The 15400-nt window shown below is 66.7% G+C and carries 14 protein-coding genes; 7 read left to right on the forward strand and 7 right to left on the reverse strand.

Features of this window, described 5'->3' with window-relative positions; translation table 11 throughout:
- Positions 1-24 precede the first annotated feature (24 nt).
- Complete coding sequence (cysN, locus tag AU197_RS08630) at positions 25-1908, reverse strand: sulfate adenylyltransferase subunit CysN (RefSeq protein WP_064402128.1); 1884 nt, start codon at positions 1906-1908, stop codon at positions 25-27.
- Positions 1908-2849 (reverse strand): sulfate adenylyltransferase subunit CysD, encoded by a 942-nt coding sequence (cysD, locus tag AU197_RS08635; protein ID WP_064402187.1) that lies wholly within the window; start codon positions 2847-2849, stop codon positions 1908-1910. Before cysD ends, cysN begins: the two co-directional genes overlap by 1 nt.
- Before the next feature lie 280 nt (positions 2850-3129).
- Here cysD and AU197_RS26765 point away from each other — a divergent pair, with 280 nt between their 5' ends.
- Positions 3130-3264 carry a hypothetical protein gene (locus AU197_RS26765; protein WP_286145556.1) on the forward strand — a complete coding sequence of 45 codons (135 nt, stop codon included), beginning with the start codon at positions 3130-3132 and terminating at the stop codon, positions 3262-3264.
- A 94-nt stretch (positions 3265-3358) separates the two neighbouring features.
- On the opposite strand, the gene AU197_RS08640 is transcribed toward AU197_RS26765, so the two are convergent.
- The 5 genes from AU197_RS08640 to AU197_RS26240 all read right to left on the reverse strand — a co-directional run bounded on the left by AU197_RS08640 (position 3359) and on the right by AU197_RS26240 (position 6899).
- Complete coding sequence (locus AU197_RS08640) at positions 3359-3850, reverse strand: beta-class carbonic anhydrase (protein WP_064402129.1); 492 nt, start codon at positions 3848-3850, stop codon at positions 3359-3361.
- Between the two features lie 70 nt (positions 3851-3920).
- Entirely contained in the window at positions 3921-5459 is a 1539-nt protein-coding gene (locus AU197_RS08645) for a sensor histidine kinase (protein ID WP_064402130.1), read from the reverse strand.
- Complete coding sequence (locus AU197_RS08650; RefSeq protein ID WP_064402188.1) at positions 5437-6141, reverse strand: response regulator transcription factor; 705 nt, start codon at positions 6139-6141, stop codon at positions 5437-5439. The genes AU197_RS08645 and AU197_RS08650 overlap by 23 nt, the downstream gene beginning before the upstream one ends.
- A gap of 120 nt (positions 6142-6261) precedes the next feature.
- A complete protein-coding gene (locus AU197_RS08655; protein WP_064402131.1) occupies positions 6262-6507 on the reverse strand; it encodes a hypothetical protein in 246 nt (81 codons plus the stop codon).
- A gap of 131 nt (positions 6508-6638) precedes the next feature.
- Positions 6639-6899, reverse strand: coding sequence for a hypothetical protein (locus AU197_RS26240; RefSeq protein WP_064402132.1), 261 nt, complete (start codon positions 6897-6899; stop codon positions 6639-6641).
- 223 nt (positions 6900-7122) lie between these two features.
- Between AU197_RS26240 and AU197_RS08665 the strand changes: the two genes are divergently transcribed.
- From AU197_RS08665 to AU197_RS08690, 6 genes are all read left to right on the forward strand, one after another.
- A complete protein-coding gene (locus tag AU197_RS08665; RefSeq protein WP_064402133.1) occupies positions 7123-8100 on the forward strand; it encodes an ABC transporter permease in 978 nt (325 codons plus the stop codon).
- Positions 8097-9020 carry an ABC transporter permease gene (locus tag AU197_RS08670; RefSeq protein WP_064402134.1) on the forward strand — a complete coding sequence of 308 codons (924 nt, stop codon included), beginning with the start codon at positions 8097-8099 and terminating at the stop codon, positions 9018-9020. The genes AU197_RS08665 and AU197_RS08670 overlap by 4 nt, the downstream gene beginning before the upstream one ends.
- Positions 9017-10858, forward strand: coding sequence for a dipeptide ABC transporter ATP-binding protein (locus AU197_RS08675; RefSeq protein WP_064402135.1), 1842 nt, complete (start codon positions 9017-9019; stop codon positions 10856-10858). The genes AU197_RS08670 and AU197_RS08675 overlap by 4 nt, the downstream gene beginning before the upstream one ends.
- Before the next feature lie 80 nt (positions 10859-10938).
- Positions 10939-12609, forward strand: coding sequence for an ABC transporter family substrate-binding protein (locus tag AU197_RS08680; RefSeq protein ID WP_064402136.1), 1671 nt, complete (start codon positions 10939-10941; stop codon positions 12607-12609).
- Between the two features lie 113 nt (positions 12610-12722).
- The gene (locus AU197_RS08685) at positions 12723-14090 is read left to right on the forward strand and encodes a wax ester/triacylglycerol synthase domain-containing protein (RefSeq protein WP_064402189.1); all 1368 of its coding nucleotides are present in this window, start codon (positions 12723-12725) and stop codon (positions 14088-14090) included.
- Positions 14091-14162: 72 nt separating this feature from the next.
- Positions 14163-15383 carry an acyl-CoA dehydrogenase family protein gene (locus AU197_RS08690; protein WP_064402137.1) on the forward strand — a complete coding sequence of 407 codons (1221 nt, stop codon included), beginning with the start codon at positions 14163-14165 and terminating at the stop codon, positions 15381-15383.
- The last annotated feature ends 17 nt before the right edge of the window (positions 15384-15400 follow it).

Genomic DNA, 15400 nt, shown 5'->3' on the forward strand with positions numbered 1-15400 from the left:
GCAGACTTCTCTTCGCGCAAGCGCTCATCGCCTGGTTTCCAGCAGCTCGATGACCAAGTCGGCGAGTTCCTCTGGATCCCGGTCGGGAGTCAGCCTCAGGTCCGGGTTCTTCGGCCGCTGATACGGGCTGTCGATACCAGTGAAATGGGTGATCTCACCGGATCGCGCCTTGGCGTACAAGCCCTTCGGATCGCGTCGCTCGCAGTCCTCCAGCGGGGTGTCGCAGAACACCTCGAAGAAGTCGAGCCCGGCCTCGGTGGTGACCTTCCGCGCCAGGGCGCGGTGTTCCTCGAGTGGACTGATCGCCGGCACCAGCACAACCTGTCCGGAATCGGCCAGGATCGCCGCCACATGAGCCAGTCTGCGCTGGTTCTCGGCGCGGTCGGCCATCGAGAAGCCGAGATCGGCGTTCAGCCCGTGGCGCAGGTTGTCGCCGTCGAGAACATAGGCCGGAACGCCCTTTTCGATCAGTTTCTGCTCGACCAGCATCGCCACCGACGACTTGCCCGAGCCCGACAGGCCGGTGAACCACACGGTCCTGCCCTTGCTCAGCCGATCCTCGGCCTTGCACAGCGACTCGTGCCTGACGGTGTTGGGGCTCGCGGTGCGGGCGGTCACCTGGGGCAGGATCATTCCTGCGGCGACCGTGCCGTTGGTGTTCGGGTCGATCAGAATGAACGATCCGGTGGTCGCGTTGCGGCTGTACTCGTCGAGCAGCAACGGCTGTTGGGTGCGCAGCGAGATGCGGCCCAGCTCATTGAGTTTGAGCGCGGTGACTTCCTTGTCCCGGTGCAGCGTATTGACGTCGAGGCGGTAGTCCAGCGCCGTGACCCGCGCCCGCGTGGTGCGGGTGGTGTGCTTGACGACGTAGTCGCGGCCCGGTTCGAGGGCGGAGCCGTCGGCCATCCAGCAGACGGTGGCGTCGAACTCCTGGGTCACCCGCGGCTGGTTGTTCGGCCGGGCGATGAGATCGCCGCGCGAGATATCGATGTCGTCGGTGAGACTGATCGCCACCGCCATCGGGGGAAACGCTTCGTCGACCGGTCCGCTGGGCCCCTCGATCCCCGCGATCCGTGACGTCAACCCGGCAGGCAGCACGACGATGTCGTCGCCGACCTTCATCACGCCACTGGCGACCGTGCCCGCATAGCTGCGGTGGTCGTGATGCTCCAGCGACTGCGGGCGGATCACGTACTGCACCGGGAACCGCACGTCGACGAGGTTGCGATCACCGGCGATGTACACCTCTTCGAGATGGCTCAGCAGCGGCGGACCTTCATACCACGGCGTCTTGTCGGATTTGGTGACGACGTTGTCGCCGTTGAGCGCCGACAACGGAATCGTCGTCACGTCGTGGATGTCCAGGCGCGCGGCGAAGTCGTGGAAATCGTCGCGGATCTTCTCGAACCGCTCTCTGTCCCAACCGATCAGGTCCATCTTGTTCACCGCGAGCACGATGTGCCGGATGCCGAGCAGCGATGCCAGGAACGCGTGGCGGCGGGACTGCTCGAGCAACCCGTGGCGCGCATCGACCAGGACGATCGCCAACTGCGCGGTGGAGGTGCCCGTCACCATGTTGCGGGTGTACTGGATGTGGCCCGGGGTGTCGGCGATGATGAACTTGCGCTTGGGCGTTGCGAAGTAGCGGTAGGCCACGTCGATCGTGATGCCCTGTTCACGCTCGGCCCGCAGACCGTCGGTCACCAACGCCAGATCCGTGTAGTCGTGACCGCGTTCCTTGGAAGTCCGCTCGACCGAGGCCAGTTGGTCTTCCATGACGGCCTTGGAGTCGAAGAGCAGCCGTCCGATCAGGGTCGACTTACCGTCGTCGACGGATCCCGCGGTGGCGATCCGCAGCAGCGTCGCGGCGGGCCGGGTGGTGGCGCCGCGTTCGGCGGTGCGAGTCATCAGAAATAGCCCTCTCGCTTGCGGTCTTCCATTCCGGCCTCGGAGATGCGATCGTCGGCGCGAGTGGCGCCGCGTTCGGTGAGGCGCGACACCGCCGTCTCGGCGATCACCTCGGAAACCGTTGCGGCATGCGACTCCACGCAGCCGGTGCAGGTGACGTCGCCGACGGTGCGGAACCGCACGGTCTTCTCGACGATCTCTTCGTCCTTGCGCGGCTGCAGGTACTTGTGCACGGCCAGCAACATGCCGTCGCGCTCGAAGACCTTGCGGCGGTGGGCGTAGTAGATGGACGGCAGCTTGATCTTCTCGGCGCCGATGTAGGACCAGATGTCAAATTCGGTCCAGTTCGACAGGGGAAACACGCGGATGTGCTCGCCCTTGTGGTGGCGGCCGTTGTAGAGGTTCCACAGCTCGGGCCGCTGGGCCTTCGGATCCCATTGACCGAACTCGTCGCGGAAGGAGAACACCCGCTCCTTGGCGCGTGCCTTCTCCTCGTCGCGGCGAGCACCGCCGAACGCGGCGTCGAACTTGTTCTCGCGGATCGCGCGCAGCAGGGTCACCGTCTGCAGCGGGTTACGCGACGGAATCGTCTCGACCACGCGACCGGCGTCGATGTCGTCCTGCACCTTGGCCACGACCAGCCGGACGCCGAACTCCTCGACGAGCTCGTCACGGGTCTGCAACACCTCGTCGAAGTTGTGGCCCGTGTCGACGTGCATCACCGGAAACGGCAGCCGGCCCGGGCGGAACGCCTTGAGCGCCAAATGCAGCATGACGATCGAGTCCTTGCCGCCGGAGAACAACAGCACGGGCCGCTCGAACTCGGCGGCCACCTCGCGGATGATGTGAATGGCCTCGGCTTCCAGCGAACGCAGATGGCTGAGCTCGTAGCGGCCCGCGTTGACCTGCGCGGCCTGTTCGGCCTGTTCGGTACTGGTCATCATATCCTCGTAAAGTTGGTAGAAATGACCATATTTACGATCATTACCCGACATTAGACAACGCGGGCGCCGACGCTGTCAACGCACGTCGCCTTCCTCCGCGACGGTGCGTGTCTGCACACGACATGCCGCCAGAATTCGACGGCTTGCGCACGATCGAGGCTCCACGAACGTGCGCTCAGCGCTTACCCGCGAGGGCATGCTTCGCGTCGCCACGTGCCGTTACTCGACCCATGACCACCACTTCCCCGCCCCGGACGGGTGCCGATGTCATGGCGCGGTGCAATCACAGCCTCGAGCCGACGTCGCGGTAATCGCCGCGCCGTGGCACGAGTTGGTGAACAGAGAGGTCGATGTCGTGACCGTCGACGATGATGCCGTGGCGAAGCCGATCGTGACCGACAAAGTCGGTTAGCGCACACTCGCGGGCGTCGAGCGCGCGCAAAGTGTCGAAATATCGCGGCGTGTCGTGTGCAAACACGCACGCTCGCGGCACAAAGGAGCTGGAGCTACGGGGTGACCTCGGTCAGGCGGCCCGTCGCGACGTCGAAGATGAAGCCCCGCAACGACTCGTGCTTGGTGACGAACGGGCTCGCCTCGATGCGGCGCAACGACTGCCGCACGTCCACCTCCAAGTCGATGAACGACTCGGCCGCCCACTCGGGTTTGATACCGATCTCATCCTGGATCTGCTGCTTGAACCCATCGTCGGTGAAGGTCAGCATGCCGCAGTCGGTGTGGTGGATCAGGATGATCTCTCTGGTGCCGAGCAGCCGCTGGCTGATGGCCAGCGAGCGGATCTCGTCGTCGGTGATGACGCCGCCGGCATTGCGGATGACGTGCGCCTCGCCGTCGCCCAGACCGAGAATCCGGTAAACGTCGAGACGGGCGTCCATGCACGCCACCACCGCGACGTGCTTGCTCGGCGGCAGCGGCAGCGGACCGGAGAACGTCTTCGCGTACTCCTCGTTGTTCTTCAGATATTCGTCAGTCACGGACATTCGTCGACCCTATAACCGCGGCCCGAGCAAGAGGCCCAAGAAAATCAGCCCGATCGAATGAACGACCAGATCACCGGCCGGGCAGGGTCACAACGAAGCGCGTGTCGCCGGGAACGCTGTTCACCTCGATGGTGCCGCGGTGGGCCTTGACCACGGCGGCCACGATCGCCAACCCGAGGCCGGTCCCCCCGTCGCGACGTGACCGCGACGAGTCTCCACGGGCGAACCTCTCGAAGATCTCGGGCCGCAGCCATTCGGGGATGCCCGGCCCGTCGTCGGCCACGGTCAGAACCGCCGACCCGTCGTCGGCCACGCTCAACGACGTCGTCACCGACGTGCCGGGCGGGGTGTGGGTTCGCGCGTTGGCGAGCAGGTTCGCCAACACCTGGTGCAGGCGCGCCTGGTCGCCGACCACGACCACGGGCTCCTCGGGCAGGTCGAGCTGCCACCGATGGTCCGAACCGGCGACGCGAGCGTCGCTGACCGCGTCGAGGATCAACCGGGAAAGGTCGACCGGCTCGCTCTGCAGCGGCCGTCCTGTATCGAGCCTCGCCAACAACAGCATGTCTTCGACCAGCTCGGTCATGCGCCGCGTCTCGGACTCCACCCGGTTCATCGCGTGCGCGACGTCATCGGGGACGGCGTCGCGTTTGCGTTGCGCCAATTCGGTGTAGCCGCGGATAGCGGCCAGCGGAGTGCGGAGCTCGTGGCTGGCATCCGCGACGAACTGGCGCACGCGTGTTTCGCTGGCATGCCGCGCCGACAATGCCGACGCGATCCGGTCCAGCATCCGATTCAGCGCGGAGCCCAACTGCCCAACCTCGGTACGTTCGCTGCCCGGGTCGACTTTCACGATCGGTGTCGGGAGTCGCACCTCCCCGCGGTCGAGCTCGAGATCGGCCACTTGGCGGGCCGCATCGGAAACCCTTGCCAGCGGCGCGAGTTGGCGGCGAATGATCACGATGCCTGCTGTCGTCCCGCCGATCAGCGCGGTCGCCCCGACCACGCAGAAGATGATCGCGACGGTGACCAACGTGTCATCGACGTCGGAGGTGGGAAGGCCGATCACGATGATTTCGCCGCCCCGGGGTGTATTCATCGCGACCACCCGGTAGCGGCCGAGCCCGTCGAGGTCGATGGTCGTCGGCGCGTCTGGTACCACCCGCGCGAGTTGTCGCGCTGCGGCCGTGCTGATTTCGCTGCGGGTGCCGTCTGCGGTGATCACGCCCGCGTCGATCGGGGTGCCGCGCGAGACGACCGCCCCGACCGTGCCGGCGGCCTGCCCCGGCGCGTTGAGAAACGCCGGACCCGGTCCGGCATCGTCACGGATGATCATGCGATGACGTAAGCCCGGACGCGGGAATCCCGGCGGCCCCGGCGGCGGGCCGAACTCGAACAAGCCGGCCGAGCGACGCCCTGTCTCAGCCAAGCGCTCGTCCAGTTGGTTGACCAGAAAGTGTTGCAGCGCAAGGACGGTCCCCATACCGACGGCCGCGCACACCAGCGCAAGCAGCACGATCTGGGATGCGAGCAGCCGAGCGCGTAACGACCACGTCCGCGGCCAGCGCATCCGGGTCGACGGCCCGTCAGCGCGCGGGTTTGAGGACATACCCGGCACCGCGCAGGGTGTGAATCATCGGTTCTCGCCCGTTGTCGATCTTCTTTCTCAGGTACGAGACGTACAACTCGACGACGTTCGAGCGGCCACCGAAGTCGTAACGCCATACGCGGTCGAGGATCTGCGCCTTGCTCAGCACGCGTTTCGGATTGCGCATCATGAACCGCAGCAGCTCGAACTCGGTTGCGGTCAACGCGATCAGCTCACCTCCGCGCGTCACTTCGTGGCTGTCCTCGTCGAGCACCAGATCACCGACCACGATCTTCGCACCGTCGGCTTCTGTGGCCACGCCGGTGCGACGCAGCAGCGCCCGTAGCCGCAGGACCACTTCCTCGATGCTGAACGGTTTGGTGACGTAATCGTCCCCACCCGCGGTCAACCCGGCGATGCGGTCCTCCACCGAATCCTTGGCGGTCAGCAACAGCAGCGGCAACCCCGGGATCTGTTCGCGTAGTCTGCGCAGCACATCGAGGCCGCTCATATCAGGCAGCATCACGTCGAGCACGACCACGTCGGGCGGATTCTCACGCGCCGAGGCGATGGCCGAAGCGCCGTCGGCCGCGGTCGCGATGTCCCAGCCCTCGTACCGCAGGGCCATCGACATCAACTCGGCGAGTACCGGTTCGTCATCGACAACCAGCACGTGTACCGGCGTGCCATCGGCGCGACGCATGACAACCCGACCCGAGTCCTGCTCGTTCACGCCGGGGGTCGCCACGGCTCCATTATCGCGGCCGCCATGAGGACCGGCTGTGTGCTTCCTATGCGCCGGCTGTGAAACCGCCGGGTTCGGTTAGCCGGTCGGTGCGGGCTCCGCGGTGACCGGGGGCGTGGCCACCGACGTCGTCGGGGTTTCGGGAGCCTTGCTGTCGGTCACCGTCTCGCCGGTGGTGATCTCTGAGGTGGTCACCGGTCCCGGGGTCACGGGCGACTCGTCGTCCTGGGCGGCTGTGGTGGAGGCAACCGAGAACGCCCCCATCGCGAGCAACGCGCTGGTCCCGACCGCAGCCGAGGCAAGCTTGACCTGTTTCGTGTTCACTTCGACCTCTCCGTTTGTCCGGTAGGGCGCGATCGCTGTCGCGGCCCGTCTAGCAGCGCAAACAGGGTTTCGTCGTTGAACCCTTGCGGGAGGGATAACCGAACGGGAGACGCGTGAAACAGATAGCTGTGCTACTTGGCGGCTTCCTCTTCCGAGGGCAAAGGCGCCGGACCCTTGATCGCCGGCTTCGCCATGCCGACCGCGGGAGCCTTGGCCGGCGTGGTCTGCTTGGTCGTCGCACCGACCGTCATGGCGGGTTTGGCGGTGACCGAGCCGCCGGCCGAATGTTCAGCGGCCATCCCGGCCGCGGCCATCGCCACGATTGCACTGCCGCCGATGACTGCCGAGACCGCCCTGATTCCGGTGCTGCGTCGCGCCCTGTGATGTGCCATCCGAATTCCTCCATTTCGTGGTTGCCCGATCGCCCCATCGGCGCGGCCACCGGTGAAATCCCAGATGCCCCCGACTGAACCAGCGGTGACTGGGCGCGCGCTGCGACCCCGGTGAGAGTTCGCCAAACCGGCCGGCTCGGCGCGCTGCGACGGCCCGCATGACCGCCATCGGCGCCGTCATCTCCTAACCTGAGCGCATGCAGCCGACCGACGGACCTCCCGCATGACGCGGTTCCTGGCGCGCCGACTGCTCAACTACCTGGTGTTGCTGGCGTTGGCGTCGTTCCTCGTTTTCCTGCTTGCGTCGTGGCAGTTCGATCCCCTCGACAGCCTCGAGAGCCGCAACCCGCGTCCGCCCCAGGCCGTCATCGACGCCAAGCGCGTCGAGCTCGGTCTCGACAAGCCGGTGCTCGAGCAGTACGTCCACTGGGCATCCGGCGCCGTCCGCGGCGACTTCGGCGTGACGATCGGCGGGCAGCCGGTGACCGACGAGCTGTGGCGGCGGGTCGGGGTCAGCCTCCGGCTGCTGGTGATCGGCTCGGTCATCGGGACCGTGATCGGCGTGGCCGCCGGAGCGTGGGGTGCCATCAGGCAGTACCGGCTCAGCGACCGCGTCGTGACCGTGCTGTCCCTTCTGGTGATCAGCACGCCGACCTTCGTGCTGGCCAACCTGTTCATCCTTGCCGCTCTGGGCGTGAACAACGTGCTCGGCGTTCGGATATTCGAATACACCGGTGAGACTTCGCCGTTCCCCATCGAGGGCGCGTGGAACCAGTTCGTCGACCGGTTGCAGCACCTGGTGCTGCCCAGCATGACGCTGGCCATCTCCTCTATCGCGATCTACAGCCGCTATCAGCGCAACGCGATGCTCGACGTCCTGGGCCAGGACTTCATCCGCACCGCGAGGGCCAAGGGCCTGACGCGTCGGCGCGCGCTCGTCAAACACGGCCTGCGCACCGCGTTGATCCCGATGGCGACGCTGTTCGCCTACAGCGTCGCGGGATTGGTGACCGGTGCGGTGTTCACCGAGAAGATCTTCGGCTGGTACGGCGTCGGCGAATGGATCGTCACCGGCATCGGTAACCAGGACATCAACATCGTCGCGGCGATCACCGTGCTGTCCGCGGCGATGATCCTGTTGGCCGGCTTGCTGTCCGACGTGGTCTACGCCGCGCTCGATCCGAGGGTGCGGGTGTCATGACCGAACCCGTCACGAGTGAATCCTCGACCACCGCGCAGTCCGGTCTCGACGCGGCCGGCTTCGCGTCGCGACGGTCGCTGGTGTTCCGCCGCTTCCTGCGCAACAAGCCGGCCGTCGTCTCCCTTGTGCTGCTGCTGGTCCTGTTCGTCGGCTGTTACGCGTTGCCTCCCCTGTTGCCCTACAGCTACAACGATCTCGACTACTTCGCACTGCAGCAGCCGCCCAGCCCGGACCACTGGTTCGGCACCAACGCGCTGGGACAGGATCTGTTCGCCCAGACGCTGCGGGGGATGCAGAAGTCCATGCTGATCGGTGTCTGCGTCGCGTTCATCTCGACGATCATCGCGGCGACCGTGGGCACGATCTCGGGGTATTTCGCCGACTGGCGGGACCCGGCCCTGATGTGGCTGGTCGACCTGATGCTGGTGGTGCCGAGCTTCCTGCTGATCTCGATCGTCGTGCAGCGCACCAAAGGCGACATCGTCTGGATGATCGTGCTGCTGTCGTTGTTCAGCTGGATGATCAGCTCCCGGATCGTCCGCGGCATGACGATGAGCCTGCGCGACCGCGAATTCGTCGCCGCCGCACGCTATATGGGCGTCAGCAACTGGCGGATCATCATCCGTCACATACTGCCCAACGTCGCGTCGATCATCATCATCGACACGGCGCTCAACGTCGGCGTGGCGGTGCTGGCCGAAACCGGCCTGAGCTTCCTGGGTTTCGGCATCCAGCCGCCCGATGTGTCGCTCGGAACGCTGATCGCCGACGGTACGAAGTCGGCGACGACGTTCCCCTGGCTGTTCCTGTTCCCCGGCGGTGTGCTGGTGCTGATCATTCTGTGCGCCAACCTCGTCGGCGACGGCTTGCGCGACGCGCTCGATCCGAGTGCCCGTCAGCTCCGGGGGCGCAAGCGATGAGCCTGCTCGAGGTCCGCGACCTCACCGTCGAGTTCCCCACGGACTCGGTACCGGTGAAAGCGGTGCGCGGCATGAACTTCGACGTCGGCAAGGGCGAGGTGGTGGCGCTGGTCGGCGAATCCGGAGCGGGGAAATCGGCCAGCGCGATGGCCGTCGTCGGCCTGCTCCCCGAGTACGCCGAGGTGTCGGGTTCGATCCGGCTGCACGGCGACCAGCTGATCGGGCTGTCCGATCAGCGGATGTCGGCGATCCGCGGCAAGGCCATCGGAACCGTGTTCCAGGACCCGATGTCGGCGCTCACCCCCGTCTACACCGTCGGCGACCAGATCGCCGAAGCCATCGAGATCCACCAACGCGGTGTCGGCCGACAAGCCGCCAGGAAGCGCGCAGTCGAACTGCTCGAACTGGTCGGCATCGCCCAGCCCGACCGGCGGGCCAAGTCGTTCCCACACGAGTTGTCCGGGGGTGAACGCCAACGGGTCGTGATCGCCATCGCCATCGCCAACGATCCGGATCTGATCATCTGCGACGAGCCGACGACCGCCCTGGACGTCACGGTGCAGGCGCAGATCCTCGAGGTGCTCAAGACCGCCCGCGACGTGACCGGCGCCGGCGTCCTGATCATCACCCACGACCTGGGGGTGGTCGCCGAGTTCGCCGACCGCGCCCTGGTGATGTACGCGGGGCGCGCGGTCGAAGTGGCCGGCGTCGATCAGCTCTACCGGGACCGGCGCATGCCCTACACCGTCGGGCTGCTGGGCTCCGTGCCCCGCCTCGACGCCGCCCAGGGCGCGCGCCTGATCCCCATCCCGGGGGCACCGCCGTCGATGGCCGCGCTGCCGCCCGGGTGCCCCTTCGCGCCGCGCTGTCCGCTTGCCGTCGACGACTGCCGCGCCGCCGAGCCCGAGCTCCTACCCATGGATTCCGGGTCCGGCCATTCGGCCGCGTGCATCCGCACCGAACACGTCGTCGGCCGCAGCGCCGCCGAGATCTACGGCGTGTCGACGGCCCCGCCAGATACTCCGTCGGCGGCCGAGTCCCCCGTAGTCCTGCGCGTCGACGATCTGGTCAAAACCTACAAGCTGACCAAGGGCGTGGTGTTTCGACGCCAGGTCGGCGAGGTGCGGGCCGTGGACGGCATCAGCTTCGAACTGCATCAGGGCCGCACGTTGGGCATCGTCGGGGAGTCCGGGTCAGGCAAGTCGACCACCCTGCACCAGATCTTGCAGCTGACCGCCCCGGAAGGCGGCTCCATCGAGGTGCTCGGCAAGGATGTCGCCTCGCTGGACCGGCGCGCCCGCCGAGAGCTGCGCGGGGACCTGCAGGTCGTCTTCCAGGACCCGGTCGCCTCCCTGGACCCGCGCTTGCCGGTGTTCGAAGTGCTCGCCGAACCGTTGCAGGCCAACGGTTTCGACAAGCGGCAACGCGACGAACGGGTCGGCGAACTACTGGGCATCGTCGGGTTGCGCCGGGAAGACGCCACCCGCTATCCGGCCGAGTTCTCCGGCGGACAGAAGCAGCGCATCGGCATCGCGCGCGCGCTCGCGCTGCAGCCGAAAATCCTCGCGCTCGACGAGCCGGTGTCGGCCCTGGATGTCTCGATCCAGGCCGGCATCATCAACCTGCTGCTGGATCTGCAGCATCGGTTCGGGTTGTCCTACCTGTTCGTCTCGCACGACCTCTCGGTGGTGCGGCACCTCGCCCACCGGGTGGCCGTGATGTACAAGGGCACCGTCGTCGAACAGGGCGAGGGTGACCAGGTGTTCACCGACCCGCAGCACGACTACACCCGGCGGTTGCTGGCCGCGGTTCCGCAGCCGCAGGTGAATCGCCGCTAAAGTCGGAGCGCATGAGGACGCGAAGGCGAGCGCGAGTGAGGATCGCAGCGGAGCGAGGACCGGGGAGCGAGAGCCGAGCAATGAAGATCCGACGCCTCGCTGCGGTGTCCATGATCGCCGCGCTGACCCTGACCGCCTGCTCGGGCGGTTCCGACGAAGCCCCTTCCGCCGGCGGCGAGGCGACGGTGGGAACCACCAACGACATCAACCCGCAGGACGTCGCCAACCTGCAGCAAGGCGGCAACCTCCGGCTGGCGCTCAACGACTTCTCGCCGAACTTCAACCCCCTGCACATCGACGGCAACACCGGCGACAACAACTCGGTTCTGAAGCCGACGATGCCGCGCGCGTTCCGGATCGGGCCCGACGGCTCGGCCACCGTCAACACCGACTACTTCACCGACGTCGAGCTGACGAGCACCGACCCGCAGGTCGTCACGTACACGATCAACCCGGAGGCGACGTGGAGCGACGGCGCACCGATCACCTGGGAGGACATCCGGTCCCAGATCAACGCGACCAGCGGCAAGGACGACCGGTTCGCGATCGCCGCGACCAACGGCAGCGACCGGGTCGAGAAGGTCGAGCGGGGCGTCGACGACCGCCAGGCCGTCATCACCTTCGCCAAGCCGTGGTCCGACTGGCGCGGCATGTTCGCAGGTTCGAGCATGCTGCTGCCCAAGAGCTCGACGGAGAACCCGGAAATCTTCAACAAGGGCCAGCTCAACGGTCCCGGACCCTCTGCGGGACCGTTCATCGTCTCCAATCTCGACCGTGGCGCCAAACGAATCACGTTGACCCGCAACCCGAAATGGTGGGGCGAGCAGCCGCTGCTGGACAGCATCACGTTTCTCGTCCTCGACGATGCCGCGCGTATTCCCGCGCTGCAGAACAACACCATCGACGCGACCGGGCTGGCGACACTCGACGAGATGGAGATCGCGCGTCGCACGCAGGGTGTGAGCATCCGGCGGGCACCAGGTCTGGCCTGGTATCACTTCACATTCAACGGGTCTGAAGGTTCGATCCTGGCCGACCCCGCGTTGCGACGGGCGATCGCCAAGGGCATCGACCGCAAGACCATCGCCGAAGTCACCCAGCGCGGGCTCGCCGACAACCCCGCCCCGCTGAACAATCACATCTTCGTCGCGGGTCAGGACGGTTACCAGGACAACAGCGGTGAGATCGCCTTCGACCCGGAGAAGGCCAAGCAGGAACTCGACGCGCTGGGTTGGCGGCAGGGCGGCCAGTTCCGCGAGAAGGACGGGCGCCAACTGGTGATCCGCGACGTGCTGTTCGATTCCCTGAGCACTCGGCAGTACGGGCAGATCGCGCAGAACAACCTCGCCCAGATCGGGGTGAAGCTGGAGCTGGATGTCCGCCCGGCCGCCGGCTTCTTCACCGACTACGTCACCGTCGGCAACTTCGACATCGCCCAATTCTCCTGGAGCGGTGATGCTTTCCCACTCGCGAGCCTGACGCAGATCTACCGGACCGGCGCCGAGAGCAACTTCGGACAGATCGGCAGCCCCGAGATCGACGCGAAGATCGAGCAGACCGTCGGCGAGCTGGATCCAGCCAAGGCCCGCGTGCTGGCCAACGAGCTGGACAAGATGCTGTTCAACGAGGTGTTCAGCCTGCCGTTGACCCAGTCGCCCGGAAACATCGCGACGCGAAGCAATCTGGCGAACTTCGGTGCGTTCGGCCTGGCCGATGCGGACTACACCAAGATCGGCTTCATGAAGCCGTAACGCCCTCGGGCCCGAGGACCTTCGTCGACACCTCCGGGGGCTTAGGTCCTTTCGTGATAGCGGGAGCTTCGCCCAGCCGACATGGCGTCGTAGCGTGAGTGTCGGGAGTGACGATGACTGCATTCATGCGCAATACAGACGCCTTCACCTGGGCGATGGAAAGTGACCCGCGGTTGAGGTCGACCGTGGTGACGGTGATTCTGCTCGACGAGGTTCCGGACTGGACCGCGGTGCGTGACCGGTTCGACCGGATGAGTCACATGCTGCCGATGTTGCGGCAACGGGTCGTAGAGTCGCCGCCGCCGACACCGCCGAGGTGGGAGCCGGCACCCGACTTCGACCTCGACTTTCACATGCGGCGGGTGACCGCTCCGAGCCCGGGCACCGTGGACACCGTGCTGGAGATGGCGCGCCTCGCGCAGATGGCCGACTTCGACAGGGCTCGTCCGCTCTGGGAGGTCACGCTGGTCGACGGATTGTCGGCCGGGGCGGCGGCGGTGGTGTGCCGGTTCCACCACGCGTTGACCGACGGCGTCGGCGGCATCCAGATCGGCATGATCCTGTTCGACCTCGAACCGCATCCGAACGCCGACCCGCCCTGGCCCGAACCGCCGCCCGCGCCCACGACCGACTCGTGGCTCGGCGCTTACCGTGATGCATTGCGCTACAACGCGGGACTGGCCGGCGCCGCCGTGAGCATCGCAGCCAAATCGGCGCCGAGGTGGCTGCAGCGCGGGATTCGAAGTCCGCTCGCGGCGTTGGGTGCGACAACGGCGACGGCGGCGTCGGTCTACCGCACGGTCCGCCCGGTGAACAGCACCGGATCGCCACTGATCACGCGCCGCAGCCTTATCCGTCGCCTCGGGGTGCACGAGGTCTCGCTGCATCGCCTCCGCGAGGCGGCGCACCGGTGCGATTGCGCGCTCAACGACGCCTTCGTGGCCGGAGTCTCCGGCGGCTTGCGTCGTTACCACGAAGCGCACGGCATCGTCATCGGCGACCTGCACCTGACCATGCCGATCAACCTGCGGACCGACGGAGAGGAGATGGGCGGCAACCGGATAACGCTGATGCGCTTCGACGTCCCCGCGGGGCTGCCCGACCCGGCCAAGCGGATCCGTGAAATCCACTCCCGCACAGGCGATGTCCGCCATGAACGGTCGATTCCGTACACTCAGGCGATCGCCGGGGCCCTCAACCTCATGCCGCGCTGGTACATCGGCTCCATCCTGCGCCACGTGGACTTCGTCGCCAGCGACGTGCCGGGCATCCCGGTCACCGTGTACCTCGGTGGGGCCCGCGTCACCGCCCAGTACGCATTCGGCCCCACGATCGGCGCGGCCGTCAACGTGACGCTGTTGACCTACGCCGGCACCTGTCATCTCGGCCTGAACGTCGACACCGGCGCGATACCCGACTACGACCTCTTCCATTCATGCATGGTTGCGGGGTTCGACGAAGTCCTCGCGCTGGCGGACTGAGCCCCGTAGCCCTTCGGCTCTCGGTGAGCCAAAGCGGTGTTTGCGGTGGCGGCGGTCGGTAGAACAGACGCCATGACAACGGCCGATCTCCCCACACGCGCGCTCCCGGGAACTCCGGAGTGGACGCAGCTGCTCGCCCGCATCGCCGAAGGCGCCAGCGACCGAGACCTCAACGACGAGAACCCCTTCGACGCCGTCGCCGCGCTCAAACACGCGGGGTTTGGCACCCTGCGGCTGCCGACCGACGCCGGTGGTGCGGGATTCACCGTGCCGCAGTTGTTTTCCGCCGTGATCGACGTCGCGCACGCCGACCCGATCGTGGCGCACATCTTCCGGACTCACTTCTGGTTCGTCGAGGAACGGCTTCGCACGGCCGATCTGCCGACGTCGCGGGCGTGGCTGGACAAGGTCGCCGAGGGCAAGGTGTTCGGTAACGCGTTCAGCGAGAAGGGTTCGCTGGCAGTCGGCAGCCTGGTGTTCAAAACGCGTCTGCTGCCCGATTCCACCAATCCGGGGGCGTACCGGTTGGACGGCGAGAAGTTCTACAGCACAGGAACGTTGTTCTCCGACTACCTCACGGTGACCGCCACCACCGACCATGACTCCGTTGCCAACGTGGTCGTCCCCGCAGACCGCGAGGGGGTGCGCATCATCGACGACTGGGACGGTTTCGGCCAGCGGCGCACCGGCACGGGCACGACCATCTTCACCGACGTCGCGGTCGCGGCCGACGAGGTGCTCAGCGACACGCCCTACGACGCCGATCCGGTGCCGACGGTCCAGTACGCCGCGCTGCAGCTGTTCATCCACGCGGTGGTGGCGGGCATCCTCGAGTCCGTCGTCGACGACGGCATCGCGCTGCTGCGGTCCCGTGACCGCAGCTTCAGCCACGCGCTGACCGAGCGGCCCAGCGACGATCCGCTGTACCAGAAGCTGCTCGGTGAACTGGCCAGCACCGCCTACATCGCCAGGGCCGCGGTGCTCGACGCCGCCGCGGCCATCGGCGCCGCGACGGCGTCGGAGGTCGACGGCGTCCCCGATGCCGACCTCGCCGCGGAGGCCCAGCTGAAGGTGGCGAAGGTCAAGGTGCATCTGGACTCGGTGGCGCCGGAGGCCGCGACGCGCCTGCTCGAGCTCGGTGGGGCCAGCGCCGCGAGCCGCAAGCGCAACCTGGACCGGCACTGGCGCAATATCCGCACCATCACGTTGCACAACCCCGTCGTCTACAAGGCCAGGGTGATCGGGCAGAACCTGCTGCACGACACCCCGATTCCGTCGAACGCCTACTTCTGACCCCACCCACCCAAGCG

The organism is Mycobacterium sp. IS-1590 (assembly GCF_001500025.1).
Classification (GTDB): Bacteria; Actinomycetota; Actinomycetes; order Mycobacteriales; family Mycobacteriaceae; genus Mycobacterium.

Excerpts from the sequence above, each read along its gene's own strand:
- cysN (WP_064402128.1), bottom strand. The coding sequence starts at position 1,908 with ATGACTCGCACCGCCGAACGCGGCGCCACCACCCGGCCCGCCGCGACG.
- AU197_RS08675 (WP_064402135.1), top strand. The coding sequence starts at position 9,017 with ATGAGCCTGCTCGAGGTCCGCGACCTCACCGTCGAGTTCCCCACGGAC.
- AU197_RS08645 (WP_064402130.1), bottom strand. The coding sequence starts at position 5,459 with ATGTCCTCAAACCCGCGCGCTGACGGGCCGTCGACCCGGATGCGCTGG.
- AU197_RS08640 (WP_064402129.1), bottom strand. The coding sequence starts at position 3,850 with ATGTCCGTGACTGACGAATATCTGAAGAACAACGAGGAGTACGCGAAG.
- cysD (WP_064402187.1), bottom strand. The coding sequence starts at position 2,849 with ATGACCAGTACCGAACAGGCCGAACAGGCCGCGCAGGTCAACGCGGGC.
- AU197_RS08670 (WP_064402134.1), top strand. The coding sequence starts at position 8,097 with ATGACCGAACCCGTCACGAGTGAATCCTCGACCACCGCGCAGTCCGGT.
- AU197_RS08680 (WP_064402136.1), top strand. The coding sequence starts at position 10,939 with ATGAAGATCCGACGCCTCGCTGCGGTGTCCATGATCGCCGCGCTGACC.
- AU197_RS08665 (WP_064402133.1), top strand. The coding sequence starts at position 7,123 with ATGACGCGGTTCCTGGCGCGCCGACTGCTCAACTACCTGGTGTTGCTG.
- AU197_RS08690 (WP_064402137.1), top strand. The coding sequence starts at position 14,163 with ATGACAACGGCCGATCTCCCCACACGCGCGCTCCCGGGAACTCCGGAG.
- AU197_RS26240 (WP_064402132.1), bottom strand. The coding sequence starts at position 6,899 with ATGGCACATCACAGGGCGCGACGCAGCACCGGAATCAGGGCGGTCTCG.
- AU197_RS08650 (WP_064402188.1), bottom strand. The coding sequence starts at position 6,141 with ATGCGTCGCGCCGATGGCACGCCGGTACACGTGCTGGTTGTCGATGAC.
- AU197_RS08685 (WP_064402189.1), top strand. The coding sequence starts at position 12,723 with ATGACTGCATTCATGCGCAATACAGACGCCTTCACCTGGGCGATGGAA.